General features: G+C 49.3%; 19 protein-coding genes. 14 read left to right on the forward strand and 5 right to left on the reverse strand.

The genetic code is table 11. The annotated features are described in order from the left end of the window. Positions 1-161: 161 nt before the first annotated feature. From AC1XUF_RS21500 to AC1XUF_RS21530, 7 genes are all read left to right on the forward strand, one after another. Positions 162-3,443 carry a TonB-dependent receptor gene (locus AC1XUF_RS21500; RefSeq protein ID WP_483343891.1) on the forward strand — a complete coding sequence of 1,094 codons (3,282 nt, stop codon included), beginning with the start codon at positions 162-164 and terminating at the stop codon, positions 3,441-3,443. Positions 3,444-3,453: 10 nt separating this feature from the next. Next, entirely contained in the window at positions 3,454-4,908 is a 1,455-nt protein-coding gene (locus AC1XUF_RS21505) for a RagB/SusD family nutrient uptake outer membrane protein (RefSeq protein WP_483343892.1), read from the forward strand. 52 nt (positions 4,909-4,960) lie between these two features. Further along, positions 4,961-8,140 (forward strand): PVC-type heme-binding CxxCH protein, encoded by a 3,180-nt coding sequence (locus tag AC1XUF_RS21510; RefSeq protein ID WP_483343893.1) that lies wholly within the window; start codon positions 4,961-4,963, stop codon positions 8,138-8,140. Between the two features lie 34 nt (positions 8,141-8,174). Next, a complete protein-coding gene (locus AC1XUF_RS21515; protein WP_483343894.1) occupies positions 8,175-8,975 on the forward strand; it encodes a 3-keto-disaccharide hydrolase in 801 nt (266 codons plus the stop codon). A 48-nt stretch (positions 8,976-9,023) separates the two neighbouring features. Further along, positions 9,024-10,106 (forward strand): Gfo/Idh/MocA family protein, encoded by a 1,083-nt coding sequence (locus AC1XUF_RS21520; protein WP_483343895.1) that lies wholly within the window; start codon positions 9,024-9,026, stop codon positions 10,104-10,106. A 47-nt stretch (positions 10,107-10,153) separates the two neighbouring features. Further along, positions 10,154-11,152: a 3-hydroxyacyl-CoA dehydrogenase family protein gene (locus AC1XUF_RS21525; protein WP_483343896.1), complete on the forward strand. Its 999-nt coding sequence runs from the start codon at positions 10,154-10,156 to the stop codon at positions 11,150-11,152. Positions 11,153-11,501: 349 nt separating this feature from the next. Then, positions 11,502-12,329, forward strand: coding sequence for a hypothetical protein (locus AC1XUF_RS21530; protein ID WP_483343897.1), 828 nt, complete (start codon positions 11,502-11,504; stop codon positions 12,327-12,329). A gap of 46 nt (positions 12,330-12,375) precedes the next feature. On the opposite strand, the gene AC1XUF_RS21535 is transcribed toward AC1XUF_RS21530, so the two are convergent. From AC1XUF_RS21535 to AC1XUF_RS21550, 4 genes are all read right to left on the reverse strand, one after another. Then, positions 12,376-13,464 carry a PAS domain-containing sensor histidine kinase gene (locus tag AC1XUF_RS21535; protein ID WP_483343898.1) on the reverse strand — a complete coding sequence of 363 codons (1,089 nt, stop codon included), beginning with the start codon at positions 13,462-13,464 and terminating at the stop codon, positions 12,376-12,378. A gap of 186 nt (positions 13,465-13,650) precedes the next feature. Next, the gene (locus tag AC1XUF_RS21540; protein WP_483343899.1) at positions 13,651-14,541 is read right to left on the reverse strand and encodes a helix-turn-helix domain-containing protein; all 891 of its coding nucleotides are present in this window, start codon (positions 14,539-14,541) and stop codon (positions 13,651-13,653) included. A gap of 160 nt (positions 14,542-14,701) precedes the next feature. Next, complete coding sequence (locus AC1XUF_RS21545; protein ID WP_483343900.1) at positions 14,702-15,700, reverse strand: 2-hydroxyacid dehydrogenase; 999 nt, start codon at positions 15,698-15,700, stop codon at positions 14,702-14,704. Positions 15,701-15,843: 143 nt separating this feature from the next. After that, positions 15,844-16,485: a Crp/Fnr family transcriptional regulator gene (locus AC1XUF_RS21550; protein ID WP_483343901.1), complete on the reverse strand. Its 642-nt coding sequence runs from the start codon at positions 16,483-16,485 to the stop codon at positions 15,844-15,846. Positions 16,486-16,689: 204 nt separating this feature from the next. Here AC1XUF_RS21550 and AC1XUF_RS21555 point away from each other — a divergent pair, with 204 nt between their 5' ends. From AC1XUF_RS21555 to AC1XUF_RS21570, 4 genes are all read left to right on the forward strand, one after another. Continuing rightward, positions 16,690-17,490, forward strand: a complete 801-nt coding sequence (locus AC1XUF_RS21555; RefSeq protein WP_483343902.1) for a sulfite exporter TauE/SafE family protein — start codon at positions 16,690-16,692, stop codon at positions 17,488-17,490. A 22-nt stretch (positions 17,491-17,512) separates the two neighbouring features. Beyond that, complete coding sequence (locus AC1XUF_RS21560; protein WP_483343903.1) at positions 17,513-17,983, forward strand: methyltransferase family protein; 471 nt, start codon at positions 17,513-17,515, stop codon at positions 17,981-17,983. Between the two features lie 97 nt (positions 17,984-18,080). Continuing rightward, the gene (locus tag AC1XUF_RS21565) at positions 18,081-18,644 is read left to right on the forward strand and encodes a YeeE/YedE family protein (RefSeq protein WP_483343904.1); all 564 of its coding nucleotides are present in this window, start codon (positions 18,081-18,083) and stop codon (positions 18,642-18,644) included. 125 nt (positions 18,645-18,769) lie between these two features. Continuing rightward, a complete protein-coding gene (locus AC1XUF_RS21570) occupies positions 18,770-19,225 on the forward strand; it encodes a DUF6691 family protein (protein ID WP_483344043.1) in 456 nt (151 codons plus the stop codon). Between the two features lie 130 nt (positions 19,226-19,355). On the opposite strand, the gene AC1XUF_RS21575 is transcribed toward AC1XUF_RS21570, so the two are convergent. After that, positions 19,356-19,709, reverse strand: coding sequence for a winged helix-turn-helix transcriptional regulator (locus AC1XUF_RS21575; protein ID WP_483343905.1), 354 nt, complete (start codon positions 19,707-19,709; stop codon positions 19,356-19,358). Positions 19,710-19,827: 118 nt separating this feature from the next. Between AC1XUF_RS21575 and AC1XUF_RS21580 the strand changes: the two genes are divergently transcribed. From AC1XUF_RS21580 to AC1XUF_RS21590, 3 genes are all read left to right on the forward strand, one after another. Beyond that, the gene (locus tag AC1XUF_RS21580; protein WP_483343906.1) at positions 19,828-20,580 is read left to right on the forward strand and encodes an SDR family NAD(P)-dependent oxidoreductase; all 753 of its coding nucleotides are present in this window, start codon (positions 19,828-19,830) and stop codon (positions 20,578-20,580) included. 211 nt (positions 20,581-20,791) lie between these two features. After that, entirely contained in the window at positions 20,792-21,532 is a 741-nt protein-coding gene (locus AC1XUF_RS21585; RefSeq protein WP_483343907.1) for an SDR family oxidoreductase, read from the forward strand. A gap of 45 nt (positions 21,533-21,577) precedes the next feature. Then, the gene (locus tag AC1XUF_RS21590; protein ID WP_483343908.1) at positions 21,578-22,492 is read left to right on the forward strand and encodes a helix-turn-helix domain-containing protein; all 915 of its coding nucleotides are present in this window, start codon (positions 21,578-21,580) and stop codon (positions 22,490-22,492) included. The last annotated feature ends 7 nt before the right edge of the window (positions 22,493-22,499 follow it).

Below are 22,499 nucleotides of genomic sequence, written 5' to 3' on the forward strand. Positions count from 1 at the left end.
TTCCTGATGCCTATGATTACAGACCAGAAGAGACAAAAATCCCCGGAGAAAGATCCGGGGAACAGCTAAAATGAAAAGCTTCAATAGTTTATGCCCGCAGCCTTCGAACTCTAACGGTCTTAAACTAAACCATTGCCTTACACTTTAAACTTATCAAAATTATGGAAAAATCTCTCCCAAGGGGTCAGGTAGTTCATTATATTTTACTGTCGATGAAATACAGCATATTACTCTACATGCTGATCTGCGCGCTCTGCACCTTTTCATTTGCGGCGGAATCCTATGGCCAGAAACTAGACAAACCCGTGACGATCCGGTTGCGTCATGTCACATTAAATGAAGCGCTCGACCAAATCGCGGTCGCTGCCGATGTGAAATTTGTTTTTGTGGGCGGGATTCAGGACAACACGAAAGTAGATTTGAAAACAAACCGGGAAAAGTTGAGCTCCGTGCTTTCCCGGCTTCTCGACGGCTTTGGCCTTTCGTATGTGACGATGGAAAACAGTATCATCATCCGAAGGGCAGACGCAAAAGCAATTTCAATCCCCATAAAAACTCCTCCTGCCATCAAACCCGACCTACGTATACAGGGCAGGGTTATCGACGAAAAGGGTGAGCCGTTGCCTGGAGTAAATATTGTGGTCAAAGGTACAACCCAGGGCACGAATACGGACTTGAACGGATCTTACCAGATTTTCGTCCCAGATAACCAGGCCAGTTTGATTTTCAGTTTTGTGGGGTACGAAAGTCAGGAAGTACTGACAGGTAATTCCACGACGATTAATATCTCCCTTAAGTCCGATATCAAAGCATTGACAGAAGTAGTTGTGGTCGGATATTCTTCCAAGCAGCTTTCGCAGTTATCGAGCTCAGTGGCTGTCATCACGGGAAAGCAGCTCAATGATGTAACCTCAAACAATACGACCAACCTGTTGCAGGGAAAGGCGCCGGGGGTAATCGTTTCCAATTCGTCCGGCGATCCAAACGCCACGCCCACCATTGTAATACGGGGATCGAGCTCTATCACAGCTGGTTCAGGGCCTTTGTATGTGGTAGACGGGATCATCGGCGGAAATGCGAACCCCAATGACGTTGAGTCGGTCACGATACTGAAAGATGCGGCTGCAACCGGCCTGTACGGTTCACGGGCTGCCAACGGGGTAATTATTATCACGACCAAGGCAGGAAGGTCAGGCAAAACACGCATCGATTTCAATGCCTCCGCAGGTTTCAACAATGCCACTACCGGAAAGTTCAGGGTCATGGATTCCCGGCAATTGTATGATTATGAAAAAAGCTTTTATCCTGTCGATCGTTTCGATCAAGAAGTGCCTTCCAGTGTGTTGTCGCAAAACACAAACTGGCAGGACCTTGCTTTCAGAACAGGTACTACGCAAAACTATGTGCTGTCCCTGTCCGGCGGCTCCGAGAAAACACAGTTCTATGTCTCTGGCAACTATTACAATGAACAAGGGACGCTTCACTACAATGTGGCTAAGAAATACAATCTGAGGGCCAACATTACCCAGAAGATTAATGACAAGCTGAAGCTCAATGTCAAGTTCAATGCGCGGCTTAACAAGCAGGAGTCCGATCGGGCAGGTCTCGACGGCGCGCTTTACGGAGCTTATAACAACATGCCCTGGGACAATCCTTACAACGCGGACGGCAGTATCAACAAGGGTACGGATGGTGGCTGGTATGGCAGGGAGCAGGAGAATTTCCTGCATGGCTGGCAGTATAATTTGAACGAAGCCAACGGATCAGGCCTGGATACCGATGTGAACCTGGATTATAAGATCCTGCCCAATCTTACCTTTTCGTCCTATAACCGGGTAAGTTATTCCAATACCAGCAGCGTCCTGTATTATGACATTCGCGCTAAGGCGGGAAAGGGCCTGGGACGGCTGACGGACGGATTTATCGATAATCTTTCCATGATCACCTCCAACCGACTCCGCTTTGACAAAAACTTCGGAAAGCATGACATCAGTGCACTGGCCGTTGTTGAAGCCGAGAAAAACAAAGTCCAAACCAATGCGGTAACCGGCGAGGGATTTGCGCCCGGCCTGCACGTGATGAGCACCGCTTCACGTATCCTTTCTTCTTCGGGAGCGATCAGTGAAAATGCATTCAGCAAAGGGCTTGTACAGCTGGACTACAATTACGACAACAAATATTTTGCGGTAGCCTCATACATCAATGAATCGTCGTCCCGTTTCGGAGCAAATAACCGCTCCGGGAACTTCTACACATTGGGTGCCTCCTGGCTCCTGAGCAACGAAAGCTTCATGAAAGGACTGACCTCCTTTGATTTATTGAAGCTTCGCGGAAGTTACGGGGTAACGGGCAATGCAGAAATAGGAAACTACCAATCGCTTGGCCTGTACAGCTTCGCTACCCAATATGCCGGGAATTCGGGGGCATTCCCTTTTCAGATGGATAACAAGGACCTCACCTGGGAGAAAGCCAAAAGCCTCAATATAGGGCTCGATATCAGTATCTATAAAAAGTTAATGCTCAATATCGATGCGTATAATAAAACGACGGACGGGCTGTTACTCAACGTTGAATTGCCCTACACCAGCGGATTTGGGTCGGTGATCAGGAATGTAGGTTCCATCAGGAACAGGGGCCTCGAACTGAATCTGAACAGCATCAACCTGAACGGAAAATTTCGTTGGGAGACTAATTTCAATATAGCTTTTAACCGCAGCAAGGTGCTGGCGCTCGACCAGGGCAAGGATATCAGGCAGGGCAACCTGCTCATCAGCGAAGGGCAGCAGCTGTATACCTGGAACATGAGAAAATGGATGGGCGTGGATCCTGCAACGGGTGACCCTCTTTGGGAAAAAGTAACTACCGGGTCAAATGGTGAGCAAGTTCGGACAACGACCAATTCTTACAGTGATGCCACCCAGCAAAATGTGGGTTCGGCTTCCCCGAAATTTACAGGCGGGATCAGCAATACGCTGGGCTATCGGGGGTTCACGCTCTTTGCTTTCTTTAATTATGTGAGCGGCAATAGGGTATACCACACTTCCAGGGCATTGTTCGATTCTGACGGCGCTTATTATACCTACAACAGCATGGTACTTGCCGACGGATGGAGCCGCTGGGAAAAGCCGGGCGACATCGCTACGCACCCGAAACCTGTTTTTGGCGGAAATAAAAACTCAAACCAGGCATCATCGAGATATCTGGAAGACGGAAGCTATATCCGGTTGCGTAATATCAGTCTCTCGTACCAGTTGCCGGAACACCTGTTAAAAAAGGTAAGGTCGGAAAATGTAAAGGTTTTTGTGAGTGCCGACAACCTGGTGACTTTCACGAAATTCTCAGGGATGGACCCCGAGGTGGTCCTGGGGCCATCGGGAGGAACATCCAGCATCAAATATCCAATCAGTAAAAAAATACTATTCGGAATCAATATTGGCTTCTAAAAAAGTAATCATGGGATCAAAGACCATAGTCAGAAATATACTGTTCGCACTGCTGCTCCTAACAGCTTCCTGCGACCAAGATTTGCAACCTTACGACAGCAAATCCAATGATGTTGCCCTTGCCACGCCTGCCGACGTTCAGATTGCGACTTACGGCAACTACGCCATGCTGGTCACGGAGGCTTATACAAGGCATTTTTTAACACTGAATGAATGGCCGGGTGACAATGTGGTACAAAGTGGGGCCGATGGCGACCAGGCATCGCTGGCCGCGTCTTATCTTCATATACCTGCCATGTATCCCACCACCGATTTCTGGCAGGAATCGTATAAGCTTATTTATTCCGCCAATCTGATTATCAGTAAGATCCAGGAGGGCGAATCTGCTGAAATGGATCAGCTGAAAGGCGAAAACCTGTTCCTGCGTGCACTGGCCCATTTTAATCTGGTCCGCTTGTTTGGGCGGCCTTATGCCCAGAATAAGGGTGACAACCCGGGCGTCCCTATTGTCCCGGAAACACAACAGGACCTCTATCCCAAAAGAAGTACGGTCAAGGAAGTATATGATTTTGTGATAGCCGATCTGATGAAATCGGCAAGTCTGATGCACGACGAGAAAAATGCCAATTTTGCCTCAAAAGAAGTGGTCTATGCGCTCCTGTCGCGGATCTATTTATACATGGAGGACAATACCAATGCCATCTTGTACGCCAATAAAGTGATCAGCTCGAACCGGTATCAGCTGGCAAGCACCGCGGTATATGAAAAATCGCCGACCCTGGTGCCGGAAAGCAACCCGGAGACCATTTTCAATTTCAGGCATACGCTCGCGGATAATAAAGATAAGAATGCGGTAGGGTCCCTTTACTACAACGATCCCGAAACATTATCGACCGGCTGGGGCGAATACTATGCTTCCGAGTCACTTTGGGACCTGCTGAATGAAAATCCTGCCGATGTTCGCATCAAATTTATCACCCCTCATTATATCGACGGGGTACTTCAGTACCGCGGTACTTCTCCCCAGTATTTTATCAATAAATTCAATTGGCAGGAAGGTGTTGCCAACCTGAGCTCTCCCGTTTATCTGAGGCTGGCCGAAATGTACCTGAACAGGGCGGAAGCTTATGCGAAAACGGGTCAGGACCAACTTGCCATTGATGATGTTAACCTGATACGGGCCCGGGCAGGCCTCTCCGGGGCTGCTCTTTATTCGGTAGGAGCGTTAAAAGGCCGAGGCAGCGTTCTCAATGTTGTGCTGGAAGAACGAAGACTGGAGCTGGCCTATGAAGGGCACAGGCCAGGTGACCTCTATCGCAATAATCTCCCGCTGGTAAGGGCTTATCCGGGAATGCATGGCACAGATAATTTTCATTTGAGGATAGAACCTTCCAATCCCAGGGTCGTTTTTTACATTCCCGAACGGGAAGTAAACATCAACCACAACCTCACCCAGAATCCATAAATCACAAGAGTAAACCAGTCACCTGGGCTGGTTTATTCGAAAATGCATCATCATGAAATCAAACGAAGCAGGCCAGCCCGTTTCAGAGGGAAGGGCTTTTCTGAGCTACGGGATCGCCCGGCCCGTTATTTTGTCTTTAATCAGCGTCTTTTTTATTGCATTGACGGCCAAAAAGGCCGAAGAGAAAACCGGGCTGCTGGTTCCCGATGGGTTTACAGTCGAAAGTGCCGTGTCCTCCGATTCACTTTCTTATCCTATGTTTGCCAGTTTTGACGGAAGCGGACGTTTGTTCGTATTCGAGTCGACAGAACCCAATATCATGGGTACCGCCAAAATGCTCTCGGAACCATCGTACCATATCCGCCTTTTACAGGACTCCGATGGAGATGGTAAATTTGAGAAGAACCAGATTTTTGCGAAAAATATCCCTTTCCCCAAAGGAGGGGTATTTTACCGGGGCAGCTTATATGTTACCGAATCCCCCAACCTGGTCCGCTATACCGATACCAATGCGGACGGAGTTTCAGACAAGAGGGAAACGATCTTAACCGGGTGGACGCTCAATTCGAATGGAGCAACATTGGGCGGTCCTTTTTTCGGCCCCGACGGCTGGTTGTACATCACTGATGCGCGTCGCGGTTTCAACATAACAACCAAAGAAAACCAGGTTTTGAAAGGAAAAAGTGCCCGGATATGGCGCTGCCGTCCCGACGGCACCGGCCTGGAAGCGATGGCGGGAGGAGGATTTGACAATTCCATTGAAATCGCGTTTATGCCTTCTGGGGAGACTATCGGTACGATGACCTATTTTGTTGATCCGCAGGATGGGCAGAGGGACGCACTGATGCATTGGGTAGAAGGGGGTGTGTATCCCAAACCAGGCTCGGTGATACAGGAAGATGGCATGAAGCTGACCGGCGAGCTCATGCCGGTCATGACCCGGATGCCTCGGGTGGCCCCTTCCGGGATTATGCGTTACCGCGGTGCCGGTTTCGGTCCGGACTTCAAGAACAACCTGTTCAATGCTGAGTTTAATACCGGCCGCATCATGCGGCATACCATTGCAACTGACGGGGCGACTTTCAAAACAACCGATGAGATTTTTGTGAAATCACTGAGTTCCGACTCCCATCTGACGGACGTTTTCGAGGATGCCGACGGAAGTATGCTTGTAGTGGTTACAGGCGGCTGGTTTATAGAGGGCTGTCCCTTGTCACGGGTGGCCAAACCAGATGTAAAAGGAGGCATTTATCGCATTCGTAAAACCGGGGCAATGCGGGTGGAAGATGGCTGGGGAAAAAAACTGAACCTGGACAAACAAACCCCGGAAAAGCTGGTGGGGTATCTGACAGATGCACGCCCGGCTGTCCGAGACAACGCGATAGAGCAACTGATACTGCGGGGTAATCCCTCGGTAGGGCCAATCTTGAAAACGATACCAGGTATCCAGGACGAAGAAGGGCGCGCAGCAGCCGTGTTTGCCTTATCGAGGATCAACACGGCTGCGGGCTGGGCTGGTGTTCGCCAGGCTTTGGACGATAAGAGCAGCATTGTCCGTACCGCCGCCGTGAGGGTTCTGGGATTGAAAAAAGATGTCAAGTCCATCAGTAAGCTGATAGGTATGGTGCAGAAAGATGTTCCATCGGTCCGCCGTCAGGCGGCAACGGCCCTGGGGCAGATCGGCGCTGTATCGGCTGTCCCTGCTTTGCTGGCCGCGGCATCGGATCGCTCCGACCGCTTTGTGCAGCATGCCATCATCCATTCGCTGATCCTGCTCAAAAGCAGTGACCTGATGGTAAAGGCGCTAAAAAATACGTCGCCCGGGATACAGACCGCAGCGTTGATTGCCCTTGATCAGATGGATGGTTCGCCACTCCAAAAGCGGTACCTCGCACCGGTACTTGCCAGCAAGGACGACGGCCTGCGAGGTACGGGGATCTGGATTGCGTCGCATCACCCGGAATGGACCGACATTGTGATCAGTTTTCTTAAAAACAGCCTCGAAAAGGGGAACATTTCTGATTCGGAGGCGGGGGCGGTGCGGGATCTGATGCTCAGTTTTATGAAGGAACCGGAGTTGCAGGACTTTATAGCCAAACAACTCGGCAATTCCCAAACGCCTTCTTCCAGAAAATTGCTGATGCTGGAGGTCATGGCAGGATGTTCCTTGAAGGAATTGCCAAAGTCCTGGATCAAGGAAATGGGCGTGCAGCTTCGTGGCACGGATGCGGCGGTGAGCTCCCAGGTCCTGGGGCTGATCGGGTCCAGACAGGTCAAGGCTTTGAATAATGATCTCAATGCCATTGTCATGAATTCCGACAATCCGGCTGATTTCCGGCTAAAGGCACTGAATGCCAGGATTATGTCTTCCCCCGCACTCTCAGAAACCGAATTCCAGCTGCTGATCCAGTTCATTGGCCCACAGTACGATTCGCCGGTAAGGCAGTTTGCCGTGCGGTTACTGAATCATGCCGAGCTCAATAATGCGCAGCTGACGCTCATCGCTCAGAACCAGATCGGCAAAACCGACGCCTTCCTGTTGCCGTCGCTCATGGAAGCTTTTGAAGGAAACAAGAATGAACAAGTTGGCAAGGAACTGATCACCGCATTGCAGACCGGCACCGTCCGGCTGGACAATGTGTCGGAGCCAGATCTTCAAAGGTTGCTTAAGGACTTCCCGGCTCCGGTACATTCCATGGCCGAGCCCTTGATAGCCAGGCTCAATGCACAACACGCGGAGCGGCTTTCTCACCTGCAGAAAATGGAAGCCCAGCTCAAAGGGGGTGACGTAGGCGAAGGCAGGAAACTCTTCTTTGGCAAGGCATCCTGTTACTCCTGTCACTCGGTTGGTGCCCAGGGCGGGCGCTTCGGTCCTGACCTGACCAACATTGGCGAGATACGTTCCAAACATGACATTCTGGAAGCGGTGGTGTATCCCAGCGCAAGCTTTGCACGCGAATATGAGACTTACCGGGTTGTGACAAAAACAACCGCGTATGTCGGAATTATCAAGGAACAGTTGCCCGAATCCATTATCCTGGAAGTAGGCCCCGCACCGGGTCTCCGAATCCCCAGATCGGAAATTAAGTCTATCGAACCGCAAACGCTGTCCATGATGCCGCCCGGCCTGGACCAACAGTTGACTACCGCTGAAATGGCTAACCTGACGGCTTTCCTGGAAGCGCTTCCATACCGGCTGGACAGGATGATCAAGGCCCAGGATAATAAGTAATGCTGTATCGTGATACCATAAAAGATTCTCGCAAATGAAAATAACAAGCTTATTGGCCCTCACGATCGTGATCGGGATGTTTGCTGCGCAAACAAGTTCCGTAGCCCAACCGGCCGGTAAAAGGATCCGGCTCTTTAATGGAAAAAACCTGGACGGCTGGTACCCTTTTGTCGAAAAACGGGGACGGGACCAGGATGTAAAAAAGGTCTTTACAGTTCAGGACGGGATGATCCATATTTCGGGGGAGGAATACGGAAGTATTGTAACCGACAAAGCGTACGAAAATTACAGACTGAAAGTGGAATTCAAATGGGGAGAAAAGACCTACGACCCCAGGGCAGACAGGGCGCGCGACAATGGGGTATTGCTCCATTCCACCGGTGCTGATGGGGGGTATCATGGTATTTGGATGTATTCCATTGAATGTCAGATCATAGAGGGAGGTACGGGTGATTTCCTGGTTGTGGGTGATGGGAGCGAAAACTATGCGCTGACCGCCACCGTGGCCCCAAAGAAAGAAGGCGGCGGGCATGTTTTCCAACCGGGTGGCCAGCCGCTTACCATTCACAGCGGCCGTATCGATTGGTTTGACAGGGACCCGCAATGGAAGGATGTCAAGGGATTTTCCGGTGCCCGCGACATCGAAAGGCCGCTCGGGCAATGGAATACGATGGAATGTGTCGCGGAGGGCGATCGCATCAGCATTTTTCTGAACGGCACACTGGTTAATCAGGCCTCGGCCGTGAAGCCTTCCAAAGGACGCATTCAGATCCAGTCGGAAGGGGCCGAAATGTTTGTCAGAAAAGTGGAGCTGACACCCCTCAAAATCAATTGATCCCAGTTATGAAATTTCAATAGCCAACTATTCCTAAACCTTTTAATTATGCCCGATTTAACAAAACCTTTGCGCGTCCTGGTGGTGGGGTGCGGCAATATGGGGTCATCACATGCAACCGCCTACCATTTAATGGATGGCTTTGAAATTTGCGGAATCGTCTCCACCGGGAAAAGCAAGGAAGTACTGAACGACAAGCTGGGCGGCAATTATCCCCTGTTCAGCGATTTTGATCATGGCTTGGAAAGTACCCTTCCGGATGCCGTGTGCATCTCCACCTATCCGGATACCCATGAACACTTTGCTGTGAAGTCTTTGGAGGCGGGGTGTCACGTGTTCATCGAAAAGCCTGTGGCCGACTCGGTCGCCGGGGCAGAGCGCGTTGTTGCGGCCGCCGTTAAGGCAGGTAAGAAACTGGTGGTGGGTTATATTTTACGGCATCACCCATCCTGGGAAAAGTTTGTCGAGTTGTCGCATCAGCTGGGAAAGCCCCTGGTCATGCGTATGAACCTGAACCAGCAAAGCGAGGGGAGCATGTGGACCCTGCACCGTAACCTGATGAAAAGCCTGAGCCCGATTGTGGATTGCGGGGTGCATTATATTGACGTGATGTGTCAGATGACACGGTCCAGGCCGACCCAGGTGTATGCGATAGGGGCCAGGCTGACGGAGGAGATCCCGGCTGGTAACTATAATTACGGGCAGTTGCAGATTCGCTTCGAGGACGGCTCGGTGGGATGGTATGAGGCGGGTTGGGGGCCGATGATCAGTGAAACCGCTTTTTTTGTAAAAGATGTGATCGGGCCAAAAGGATCTGTCTCCATCGTGGCGAAGGAAGCGGGCGGAGAGGGTAAATCCTCTTCTATCGAGGCACATACCAAAACGGAGTCCATACGCCTCCATGATGCAGAGCTGGATGGAGGCGAACGCTTTGCAAAAGAGGATCTCTGGATCAACCTGGCCGACGAACCGGACCACCAGGAGCTTTGTAACCGCGAGCAAAGCTATTTTTTAAGGACCATACAGGAAGATATTGACCTCTCTGATCATATGCAGGACGCTGTAAACAGTCTTCGGATCGCCTTCGCCTGCGACGAATCTGTACGCAGCGGGCAGGTTGTGATGTTGTAATTGAACCCTTTTATGAGAACAATACTGAAATTTTTAAACGAAATTAAATGACAACCAATGATATTCCTGTGGGCATCATAGGCCTTGGGCTGATGGGCTGCAGTATCACAACCTGCCTGCTGATTGCCGGGCATCCCGTGGCTGCAATCGCCCCGATCAGCCAGGACCTGGCTCAGGCCGAAACCCGCATCCGGGAACACCTGGAAAGATCTTTTCAAAATGGGCTTATCGGTAATCCGTCCGAGTATTACCTCGACCAACTTTCCATTACCGAAGATTATTCCCAGCTGGCCCGTTGCCAGTTGGTGATTGAATGCACCATTGAAGACATTGGGATTAAAGAATCCGTTTTACAAAAAGCAGAACAGGTCATTGCCACTGATGCCATCCTTGCCAGTAACACATCCGCAATCCCCATCAGCACGTTGCAGAAACTGGTACAGCATCCCGGGCGTTTCTTTGGTCTCCACTGGGCGGAACCTGCCCATACAACCCGTTTTCTGGAAATAATCTGCGGTGATCAGAGTGTGCTCCCGCAGGGCGAATACCTGTACGCACTTTCTCATTTATGGGGAAAGGAGCCCATTTTGGTCAGGAAGGACATTCCCGGTTTCATTACCAACCGCCTGATGTACGCCATGTACCGGGAGGCCATAAGCCTGGTCGAAAACGGATATGCGACTGTTGAAGACGTAGACCGGTCATGTCGCAATAACGCCGGCTATTTCATGACTTTCGTAGGTATCTTTCGTTGGATGGACCTAACCGGGGTTGCTGCTTACCATACTGTTATGAAAGACCTGCTGCCGACATTGAACAATAGCCAGCATGTACCTCAGCTCATCGACGACATCGTCAAGGCGGGCGGCAGAGGGGTTGCCAATGCGCATGGCTTTTATGAATACACGGAGCGGGAAGCGAGGCTTTGGGAGGAGGCTTTTACTGAATTTAGCTATGAAATCAGGCAGCTGGCGCTGAAATATCCCGCCGATTATGTGAAGCAAAAGCTCGTCGGTACGGCAGATGAAAATGTTTCGTTTCGTTAAGATTTCCCCTCACAAAGCGCCCCGGGCTGTCCGGCTCACGCAGGGCAATCGCTTGACGGTAATTCAGTTTTACCACAGTTAAAGATATCGTTCTTCAAATTCGCACTGTCGGGTGGTGCCGGAACTTCCCAATCGTGCGACCAGATGCAAAAAGTATAATTCCAAACGAAGCGTAGGTAGCGCCCGTTGGTAGAAATGGCCCTTCTAGGCCTGTTTTGCCCCTTTTTTAGGTGAAGGATTGTGATGGGCAGGATAAAAAGGTATTGTGATGAATGTCATAGCTGCGGATAACGATGGTCATAGATTGCGGGATAGGTAAACCCGAAATTTGAGAAACATCGTCCATTGCATGAAAACAATTACACTTCCAGTAGGCGGAAAGCAGCTAAATCGCAACACAGTGGAACTCGCTTGTTGCATGGCAGATCTGACGGGATCAAAACTGACCGGCCTGTTCCTCGACCCATTGTTGTCGGACACCGGTCTGGTGATCGGTAATTTGCTGGGGGTATCTTTCATCCAGCAAATGGCCGATACGGATCTTCAGGCCAGCCTGGATGACCAGGTCATGTACATGGAAAATCTCAGTCTTTTCTTTGACATCGCTTCCCAGAAGGGTGTCCGGGGTCTTGCCAATTTAAAGAACGGGCTACCGCAAACCGAAATCATTGACGAAAGTCATTGTACAGATGTGCTTATCATTGACCCCGAAACCGCATTTTCTGTGCCGGGGCAAGGGATGCAGCGATGCGCGACTAAAGATATTCTGTCCCATACTGCATGCCCGGTCATTATTTCTCCCCGTTATTTTAATGGAATTGAAACCATTGTCTTTATTTATGACGGCAGCAGGTCAGCGGTTTCTGCCATGAAACAATTCAACCACTTGCTGAGACGGCATCAGGATAAAATGGCGCGGGTCATTTGTTTCAGCAGCGGCCGCACTATTCCGGAACGAGAAAAGTGCTCACTAGCTGATTACCTGACCGGTTATTATGCCGATGTAGAATTCGTATATCCGCAAACAAGCGCCACAGAAGCTTTTTGGATCGGCTTATCAGAAAGATTCACAGATATGGTGATCCTGGGCGCCGGTACAAGGGACTTATTTTTCGAGGTGGAAGACCAAAGCGAGCATCTCCACCGGAGTTTCCCCATTTTTTTTGGACAAGACTAGGTTATTATTGTGGAAAAAACCTGCAAATCCAGCTCCGAATACGGGATTACCGATTTGGTAAATCCACATAAAACGTGGTCCCCTCATTTGCCTTACTAATGAAATGGATCTTGCCATTCAGCAGTTCGACATATCTTTGGACGATACTAAGTCCGAGGCCGGTTCCCTGGATGGAGGTGGCGTTTGCTGCCCTGAAAAACCTCGAGAAAATCTTACTCTGGTCTTTTTCTGGGATACCTATGCCGTTGTCTCTGACTTGAATGGAAATCCGTTCATTACTTGCTTCCGTCAGGAGCACAATTTCCTGGTCTTCCTTTGAATATTTGCAGGCATTCGAAAGCAGGTTAAACAGAATGTGCTGTAAGATTTTTACATCTGAGGTAACTTTGTTAAGCCCTTTATGAAAATAGGTTATGTACTGGCCTTTTCTGATCGACGGATTTACTTCCTCGATCACATCTTCACAAAATGCAGGCAGAAGGAAGTTCCTTTCGATGACTTCCACCTTGCAGCTTTCCAGTTTTTCCAGTGACAGAAATTCTTCAAGAATGGTTACCATCACCTTCACCGAAGACTTGATCCTGTTCAGATGCTTCTGCATTTTTTCCTCAGCTCCCAGTTTTGCGTATTGCTCCACGAGTGAAGTGCTGGAGAGCACTGCCGATAAAGGCGTGCGAAACTCGTGGGCAGCGATTGAAACAAAGCTGGATTTGATTTCATTTAACTGTTTTTCTTTCACCAAGGCTGCTTCAATTCCCTGTTCGTGGGCTTTGATTTTGGAGATATCGCTAACGATGGTAAGCATATGTTTGAAGCGGCCCCCATCGTCTTTCACCATGGTACTCTTCATCAATACGGAGAAAATACGTCCATCCCTACTTCTGATTTCCGATTCCGTCTGCTGGATCTGCCCCTGTTCGAGGACGGCGTTCCGGTGCAGGGAAAAATTTTCCTGATGAAGTTCTGTGGGCAGAAACGTCGAAAACGGTGTTCCCTTGGCATGATCAGAATCAATTCCCAGGTAGAAACAACCTCTCTGATTGACCCGTTGTATTTTACCGTCCCTGTCGAGCATAAAATATCCGACCGGGGAAAGATGAAATAGATCCTCATACTCTTGATTCAATTGATCCATCGGTATCATTTTAAGGGACGCACGATCCCTTTTCGAAATTCGGACCGTAACCGGGTTATCAAAGTTTTGCTACTGGGGTTTATACCGCCCATTGGTTGTTGAATTAGCGGTATAAAGATATGGATACAACAGACCGCCGGATTTGTCTGTAATTCGCTGGTATTTGTCTGAAATTCTCAAGAGGCGTTACCCGCCTTTTCTGAATGAGAGCGGCGTAAGCCCGGTGTGTCTTTTGAAAAATTTGGTGAACGATGCCTGGTCACTAAAATGCAGCTCTTCGGCGATCATCGCGATCGTCTGCTCTCTGTTCTTCAGTTTTAATCGGGCTTCCGCGACGATCAACTCGTCAATCAGTACGCCGGGTGTTGTTCCCGACGCTTTTTTTACGACATGGATCAGGTATTTCGGCGTGATGCAAAGGATGTCCGCGTAAAACTTAAGGGCGTGCATGTGCTTCCCTTCCTTTTCCAGAAGCTGCCGGAATTTAGCGTAAATGTCTGACTCTTTGCCGTATACGGGAGGTATGAAAATACCGTGCTTCTGATAAATGATCGCTGCTTCGTAGAGGAACGAAAAAATGAGGTGCCGGATCAGTTCAATGTGGTACTGCAAATGCGACTCGTCCCTCTTGTCTTTAAGTATGTCAAAAAGCTGTAAAAGTGATTTGGACTCGCCGGGTGCAAGCTGGATACAGGAATTCTGACTTTTTGAAAAAAAACGGAATGTGTCAAACTGCCGGGTGTTAACGACATTCTTGAGCAGGAATTCTTTGGTAAAAAACAATAGCCGGCCTTTGCAGCCAGCACTTTGTTGAATGCGATGCACACTACTTTCCGGCGCGGCAGCAAAAAAGCAGTGCCGTTCTACGTGTAGCAGGACCTGATTGATCTCAATGTCCATCCAGCCGTTGGTACAAAGAAAGAGTCCGTAAAACTCCGGGCGGAACCCGGAATAGGAAGTGTCGGGCATTAAGTTCTCGTCGGGAGAGATATAATATTCCGGCGAGTGCCAGGCTGGATCCAATAGAGAAAGGATCTGGCTGATACTTAAACTGGGTACCGCATTTTTTTCTGACATATTTTAAAGTTGATAACCCGCCAGAATCCGCAGTGAGCGGCAGGCTTTACGAGATATGAACACATTTGAATGTTGATGGAATCGCCTTGCGGCAGGCATGTCAACCTGAAAAGCAACAAATAAGGCTTCCCCAGATTACAAACTGCGCACGCTCACCGAGTCAGACCAGGATCACCGATTTATTCTCAGGCTCGCTCCCATTGCTGAGCTGATCGATGCTTTTCAGGGTGACCTGGGCAATTTCGGACAACGCCTCCTCCGTGAAAAAGCCCTGGTGTGCCGTAACAAGAACATTGGGGAAGCTCATCAGGCGCTGGATCGTGTCGTCTTCGATAATGCTGCCCGAAAGGTCTTTGAAAAACAGCTTCTCCTCCTGTTCGTAAACATCTATGGCCAGGTAAGCCACCTGCTTGCTTTTCAACGCCTCGATAGCGTCGGCCGTATTGATCAGGCCTCCGCGGCTGGTGTTGATCAGCGTGACTCCCTTTTTCATACTGGCCAACGTCTTTTTGTTGATCATATAATGCGTAGCCTCATTGAGCGGGCAATGCAGTGAGATAATATCGCTCGCAGTCAAAACGTCCTCCAAAGGACCGTAACGTACGCCGGACCGTTCCAACTCCTCGTTCGGATACAGGTCATAGGCAACGACTTTGCAACCAAATCCGATCATGATTTGGCAGAAAGCAGCTCCGATTTTACCGGTACCGATAACGCCCACCGTTTTTCCAAAAAGGTTGAAACCCAGTAGCCCGTTGAGGGAAAAATTCTGCTCGCGTACCCGGTTATAAGCTTTATGGGTTTTTCGGTCCAGGGTCAGAAGCATGGCTGCCGCATGCTCTGCCACAGCGTGTGGAGAATAGTCAGGGACGCGGCAGACTCTCAGACCATGTAAGGCTGCAGCCTGCAGGTCAACATTATTGAAACCAGCACACCGGAGCGCAATGATTTTCACACCTTTATCCGCCAGGACGGAAATTACTTCGGCGTTGACACGATCATTAACAAATACACAAACGACGCTCTCATCCTGCACTGCGTTGACAATGTGCGGCCCCAAATGGGTTTCCATGTACACGATCTCGAAGCCGTAGGGCTGATTATAAAAATCAAAGAATGACTTGTCATACGGTTTCGCAGAAAAGAACAGTATTTTCATAGTTTTGGTCTGTCTGGTGAGGTATAGGTGATCGTGACCACAAGGTACTGACCTGCAAAACAAGAAACCACCCCCCGCCAGATAAAAAGCGTTATGGATCATTTCTGGTGGGTGTATGATGCAGACGACCTAAGCCGGTTATTTTAGCGGAGCCATTCGACGCTATTTCTCAGCAGCCTGATCTTTTTGTCCTGTTCCATTTTTTTCAGCAGCCTGGATACTACTTCCCGGGACGTATTTAAGTCGTTGGCTATTTCCTGGTGTGTCATGGAGAGGACTTTGGTCTTTCTACTGTCAAACTGATTTTTCAAATAGAATTCGAGTCTCTCGTCCATGCCCTTAAATACGACGTTGTCGAACACGACCAGCAGTTCTTCAAATCGGGCCCGGTAATTGGCAATCACAAAGTAGTACCAGGTTTTATATTTCTGCATCAGCTCGTCCATCAATTGTATCGGGACCATGATCGCAACGGTTTCTTCAACGGTTTTGGCCATGATCTCGCTGGCTTCCTGTTTGGTATTACAGATCATCGATAATGCGCAGGCATTGCCTGGTTCCAGATCATAAATGAAAGCTTCCTCTCCGTCGTAGCCCTCACGGTAAAGCTTTACCCTGCCATGCGCGATCAGCAAAGTGTGCTTGATGTACTGTCCGGTGCGCATGATCACTTCTCCGGCGGGTATCTCTTTCAGGATACAATCCCTCGTCAGGCGTTGTCTCAATTCTGGTTCGAAATCCGGGAAAACGGTGTCGAGATAATAGGAAATACTTTCAGTCATCATCAATAAAATGAATAGGCAAGGCGCAAAGTCATAAATCAAAGCCAATCCAAAAGGTTCCGCTTTGCGGTTGTACCGGCAAGATCAGGAAAACAGGGGACTGAACATTTTGGCAAAAATTCAATAAAGATTGTAGCCGGTTTGTGACTTTTATCACTTTGCGGCCGTGCAATACTCCTGATTTTTGTACCATCATCGATATCGAAAATGGAAACTGCAGCTTACATAGCATCTGTGTTTATTGGTTTATCGCTCGGTCTCATCGGAGGGGGCGGGTCCATACTGACCGTGCCGGTACTGGTATATATGTTTGGGATTAGCCCGCTTGTTTCCACATCCTATTCCCTCTTTATTGTCGGCTCGACCAGCCTTGTCGGGGCGTACAGCAATTACCGCAAGGGCGTTGTGAAGATAAAAACGGCGCTGCTGTTCGGGAGTACATCCATCACGACGGTTTTCCTGACACGCCGGTTTATGATCCCCTTGATCCCCCAGAATCTTTTCAAAATAGATGGATTCCAGATCACTGAGCCCATATTTACCATGATTCTTTTCGCTGTGCTGATGGTAGCTGCATCCATAGGAATGATCAAAAGTAAGGAAAGAAAACCAGGCTGCCTGGAATGTGATCTTAAGGGAAACATTGTCCGGATGCTGCTCAGCGGTGTCGGCATCGGGCTTACAACGGGTGTCCTGGGGGCAGGCGGAGGATTTCTGTTGATACCGACGTTGGTATTGGTACTCGGAATGCCCATGAAAGAAGCTGTCGGTACTTCGCTGCTCATTATAGCGCTGAATTCACTGATTGGGTTTGTGGGGGACATCGGTCATTTTGCGATCGACTGGATTTTTCTGCTCAAAATTACGGTGATGGCCATGGCCGGCGTGCTGATCGGAAGCGCAGTTTCCAAAAAGGTGGATGCAGGTTTGCTGAAAAAAGGATTTGGCTGGTTTGTGTTGGTGATGGGCATTTACATTATATCAACCGAGCTGTCGCACTTAAAATAAATGGCTGTTTTACCCTAATCTTATGATCGCTTCCAAAAGAAAACGGAAAGATTTGATTTTTGTGGGCGCTCAAATATTGTTGATGATCGCCTATATTTCAATACCTGCTTTTATAAACCTTCCGGCAAATCAAACCATCAGAGTAATCGGGTTTGCTATGGCGATGACGGGAGCAGGGATTTTTCTGGCTGGTATCATTCAATTGAGGAAAAGCCTGACCCCGTTTCCATCGGTACGACCCGATGGCCATCTGGTGACAACGGGCATTTATTGGCTGATTCGACATCCGCTTTACTCAGGTATCATAGCCAGTTTATGGGGTTATGGACTGTACCGCGCCCATGCCGGAAAGCTGGGTATGGCTGTGCTGTTGGCCGTGCTATTCTATTTTAAATCCATTTATGAAGAGCGGCTGCTTCTTGCCGCGTACCCGGATTACGAATCGTACAGCCGGCGCACCGGAAGGTTCCTGCCTAAGCTGAAGTTTTTTTAGATGTGCTGTCCATGGGTGACAAATGTCACTGACCGGCCGGTCAGTCATCCCGAACTTTACATAGTGATTCAGAAAAGTTAAAATATCAAACGTTTTCATGCTGGAAATAATCAAACAACCCTGGCCCTGGTATATAGCAGGCCCACTTATCGGGCTCACTGTACCCGCCCTGCTGGTTTTGGGGAACAAATCCTTCGGGATATCGTCTTCACTGCGCCATGCCTGCGCGGCTTGCCTCCCCGCCGGGATTCCCTTTTTTCAATACGACTGGAAAAAGGAGACCTGGAATCTGGTTTTCGTGCTGGGTATTTTCTTGGGAGGAGCGATCGCCATCAACTATCTCACCATTCCCGATGCCATCCAGGTAAATGAAGAGCTTGTGAAAGAACTTGCCTCATATGGCATCTCGGACTTTTCTTCCCTGGTGCCGGCCGACATGGTGGGCTGGGACGCCCTGCTCACACTCCGAGGTCTGATCATGATGGTTGGCGGAGGGTTTCTGGTAGGTTTTGGGTCACGTTACGCGGGAGGTTGTACCAGCGGCCATGCGATCATGGGGCTGTCCACATTACAATGGCCATCTCTGGTCGCCACGATCTGTTTTATGATCGGAGGTTTTGCAATGGCCAACTGGATTTTACCGGTCATACTCAATTTATGATCAAGTGTAAAATCCGTTGAAATACGGGCAGGCAATCTATTATTTAAAATAAACAAACCTCGCCACAATCGATGAACAAATCCAACCCTCCTGTGACAGGTCAAAGTGAGCACGAGATCCGTGCTATGGATGCTATCTGCATCAATGAAAGTCAACAGCACCACCCGTGGTACTATCACTTTAAATATCTGGTCGTAGGTATGTTGTTCGGGGTCGTTTTTGTCAAAGCCGAGGTAATCAGCTGGTTTCGGATACAGGAAATGTTCCGCCTTCAGTCTTTCCACATGTACGGGATCATCGGCAGTGCCGTGTTGGTAGGCATATTCTCCGTCTGGCTGATTAAGGTGACAAATAGCAAGACGGTACATGGAGAGCAAATTACCTTCAAGGATAAAAAATTCAACCAGGGACAAATTTACGGCGGCCTGATATTTGGATTGGGCTGGGGTCTGACCGGATCTTGTCCAGGGCCGATGTTTGCCCAGATAGGGGTAGGGGCTACGGTCGTGGTCGTTACGTTGCTAAGCGCCGTGGCTGGAACCTGGGTATACGGACGTTTCAGGGAGCAGTTGCCCCACTGAGGTCAGGAGTCTGCGTGTGGAGGCTGTTTTGAACGAATCACCATTTTTCCTATGAAATTGGGACGCACCCCTTTCGGTAGAAAGCCGGTGGATTTCTCATCAACTGCCGTCTTGTTACTCAGGGAGCGGATCAGGAAGTCTGAAGCATTTCCCGTTTGATCTGCTTCTCCCCCCATTGCCTCAGGTACTCGATGAAGGGGACTAGTTCCTGGCCAACCTCCGTCAAGGTATATTCCACTTTGGGCGGCACTTCGAAATATACTTTCCGGCTGATCAGATGATCGGCTTCCAGCTCCCTTAATGTCTGTGTCAACATTTTGGTTGTGACGTCCGGCATTGTCCTGCCCAATTCCCCGTAGCGCAGGACTGCATGTTCGTGCAGGTACCATAAAATTCTTCCTTTGTATTTTCCTCCGATGCGTCTGAAGGCGTAGTCAACGGAACAAGTCGGCATTTCCGGACATTCTTGCTTACTTTTTTTCATTTTAATTTATTGACATTCAGTAATAGTATGTTTTGGGTATGTAAGATACAAAAAAGTACATACTTGCCGAAACTGTGTATACCATATAGCTTTGCAGCTCATTAAAACAATCATGGTAATGTGCTTAAAACTAGCAGATAAGGTAGCCGTTGTGACAGGGGCTTCCAAGGGGATTGGTGCGGGGATCGCAAAATCATTCGCGAAAGCGGGCGCAAAAGTTGTCGTAAACTATGCTTCAAGTAAAGGTAATGCTGATCAGGTGGTGAAAGAGATTACGGAAAATGGTGGTACTGCCGTGGCGGTACAAGCTGACATTTCGAAGCCGGCAGATATCAGAAGGCTTTTTGAAGAAACGGCAAAAGCGTTTGGTCGACTCGATATTTTGGTCAACAACGCCGGGGTATTCAAAATAGAACTATTGAATGATATTTCTGAGGAAAGTTTTCATTTACAGGTAAATACGCATTTAATGGGTCCGATTTTGAGTATCCAGCAAGCCGTCGGGATGTTTGGCGAAAATGGTGGAAGCATCATCAACGTCAGTTCGACCGTAAGCCAGAATCCGATTCCGGGCGTGATGGTATACTCGGCTGCCAAAGCAGGGATTGACAATGTGACCAAAGCGCTGGCGAAGGAGCTGGGCCCTAAAAAGATCCGCATCAACACCATTGCGCCTGGCGTTACAGACACAGAAGGAAACCATGAAATGGGGATTATCGGGGGCGATATTGAAAAACAAATGCTTCCGCTCACCCCACTGGGCCGTATCGGACAACCGGAAGATATATCAAAGGTGGCGGTGTTCCTGGCGTCCGATGATGCCGGCTGGGTAACCGGTGAAAGGATAACGGTGTCCGGAGGTCTTTTATAATGGTTTGAAAGGCCCGGAATTCCTCGCTCGACCCATTCTGGCAGCCTTGATGCAAGCATCGATTGCATAAGAGGAAGGATCAACGACTGATATATTTGTTAGCCTGGATTTCTAATGTTGGGGCGACACAATTTGGCTACACATTGAACCTTTCTGGCTACACCTGGCTGCACATTTGGATAGAACTTTGCATGAGCAAATCTAAGACAATATGAGCAACGGAATTGAAGGAAAAGTAGTGGCGATCACAGGCGCAAGCAGCGGAATCGGCGAAGCAATCGCCGAGCTGCTTGCCAGCCGCGGGGCGAAAGTGGTGCTGGGTGGCCGCAGGGCCGATTTACTGAACGCGGTTGCCGGACGTATCCGGGACACGGGAGGAGAGGTTGCCTGTTTGCAGATGGATGTAACGAAAAAGAACGAGGTTGCCGGGCTTACCGCGTTGGCCCTCAGTGAATTCGGGAGGCTGGATGTAATGATCAACAATGCAGGCATTAGCCAGCTCCATCACATGGAAGCATTGGATGTGGAGGGCTGGGAACAGATGATCGACGTAAATCTGAAAGGTGTGCTCTACGGCATTGCCGCCGCTCTGCCCATCTTTCAGACGCAGGGATCGGGGCATATTATTAACATGATATCTACCGCAGGACTTAGCATTGTTCCGACCATGGGCGTTTATGCCGGAACAAAAAATGCTGTGCGGACGATCAGCGAAGCGTTACGCCAGGAATCGGCCGGGCGCTGGCGTGTCACCGGTATTTCACCGGGATTTGTGGACACTCCATTTGCCAGCCATATCAAAAATGATGAAATCAGGAACGTGATTCAGCAAAGGGCGGCAGAAATGGCCATCCCCGCGGTCGCGATCGCTGAGGCAGTTAGCTATGCAATAGACCAGCCCGACAATGTGGATGTAGGGGATATTGTAATACGCCCGACTGTCCAGGGGTAAGTGGGTACAATGCCGTAATTTTACAGCCAGGACCAGGAAACATTTATGACCAATCAGCCAATGGTTTTTGAAAATATCACCACGTTGATGGAGCGGCTTCACTTACCAAAGCCGCTCCATCCGCTGATTTCATTGGTCAATTACGACCAACATCAGCCTGACCTGACTGACGCCGGGAGTCAATATGTACTTCATTTCTATAAAATAGCCTTCAAATCCAGCTTTATGGGAAAAGCGACCTACGGGCCGGGTTCCTATGATTTCCGGGAAGGAGGGCTCGCTTTCGTTGGCCCCAATCAGTTAGTTGAGCTGTCGGCTGATGTGGCTGAACATGAAGGGTACGCATTGTTTTTTCACCCTGACTTGCTCTACAAGCATCCCTTGGCCGCCCACATTCATCGGTACGGCTTCTTTTCTTATTCGGTGTCGGAAGCCTTATTCCTTTCCGAAGGCGAAAAGAAAATCATAACCAAAGTTTTTGAGGCGATCAGCACGGAGCTCCACACGAACATTGACGCTTTCAGTCAGGACCTGCTGGTGTCGCTGATTGAATTGCTTTTAAACCATTGCAATCGTTTTTACAACCGACAATTCCTTACCCGCAAGCCATTTCATCATGACCTGATCGATCAGATGAACATATATTTAAATGAGCGGTTCAAAAAGCAGCAGGCCCTGGTAAGCGGCTTGCCCACTACTCATGAAGTGGCAGATCAATTGCAGGTGTCGCAGCGCTATTTGTCGGATCTGCTGAAATCACTTACCGGGAAAACGACCCAGCAGCATATTCATCTCCGTTTGGCCGAAAGGGCAAAAGAAATGCTCGCAGGTGGAGTTTTGACCACCGCAGAGATTGCGTTTATGCTGGGGTTTGAACATCCGCAATCGTTCAATAAGTTTTTCAGGCAGAAGACAGGATTGTCCCCTTCTGCCTTTCGGAACTCCGGTAATCAGAATTGACCGGGGG

Source organism: Dyadobacter sp. HNCC25DJ185 (genome assembly GCF_056895195.1).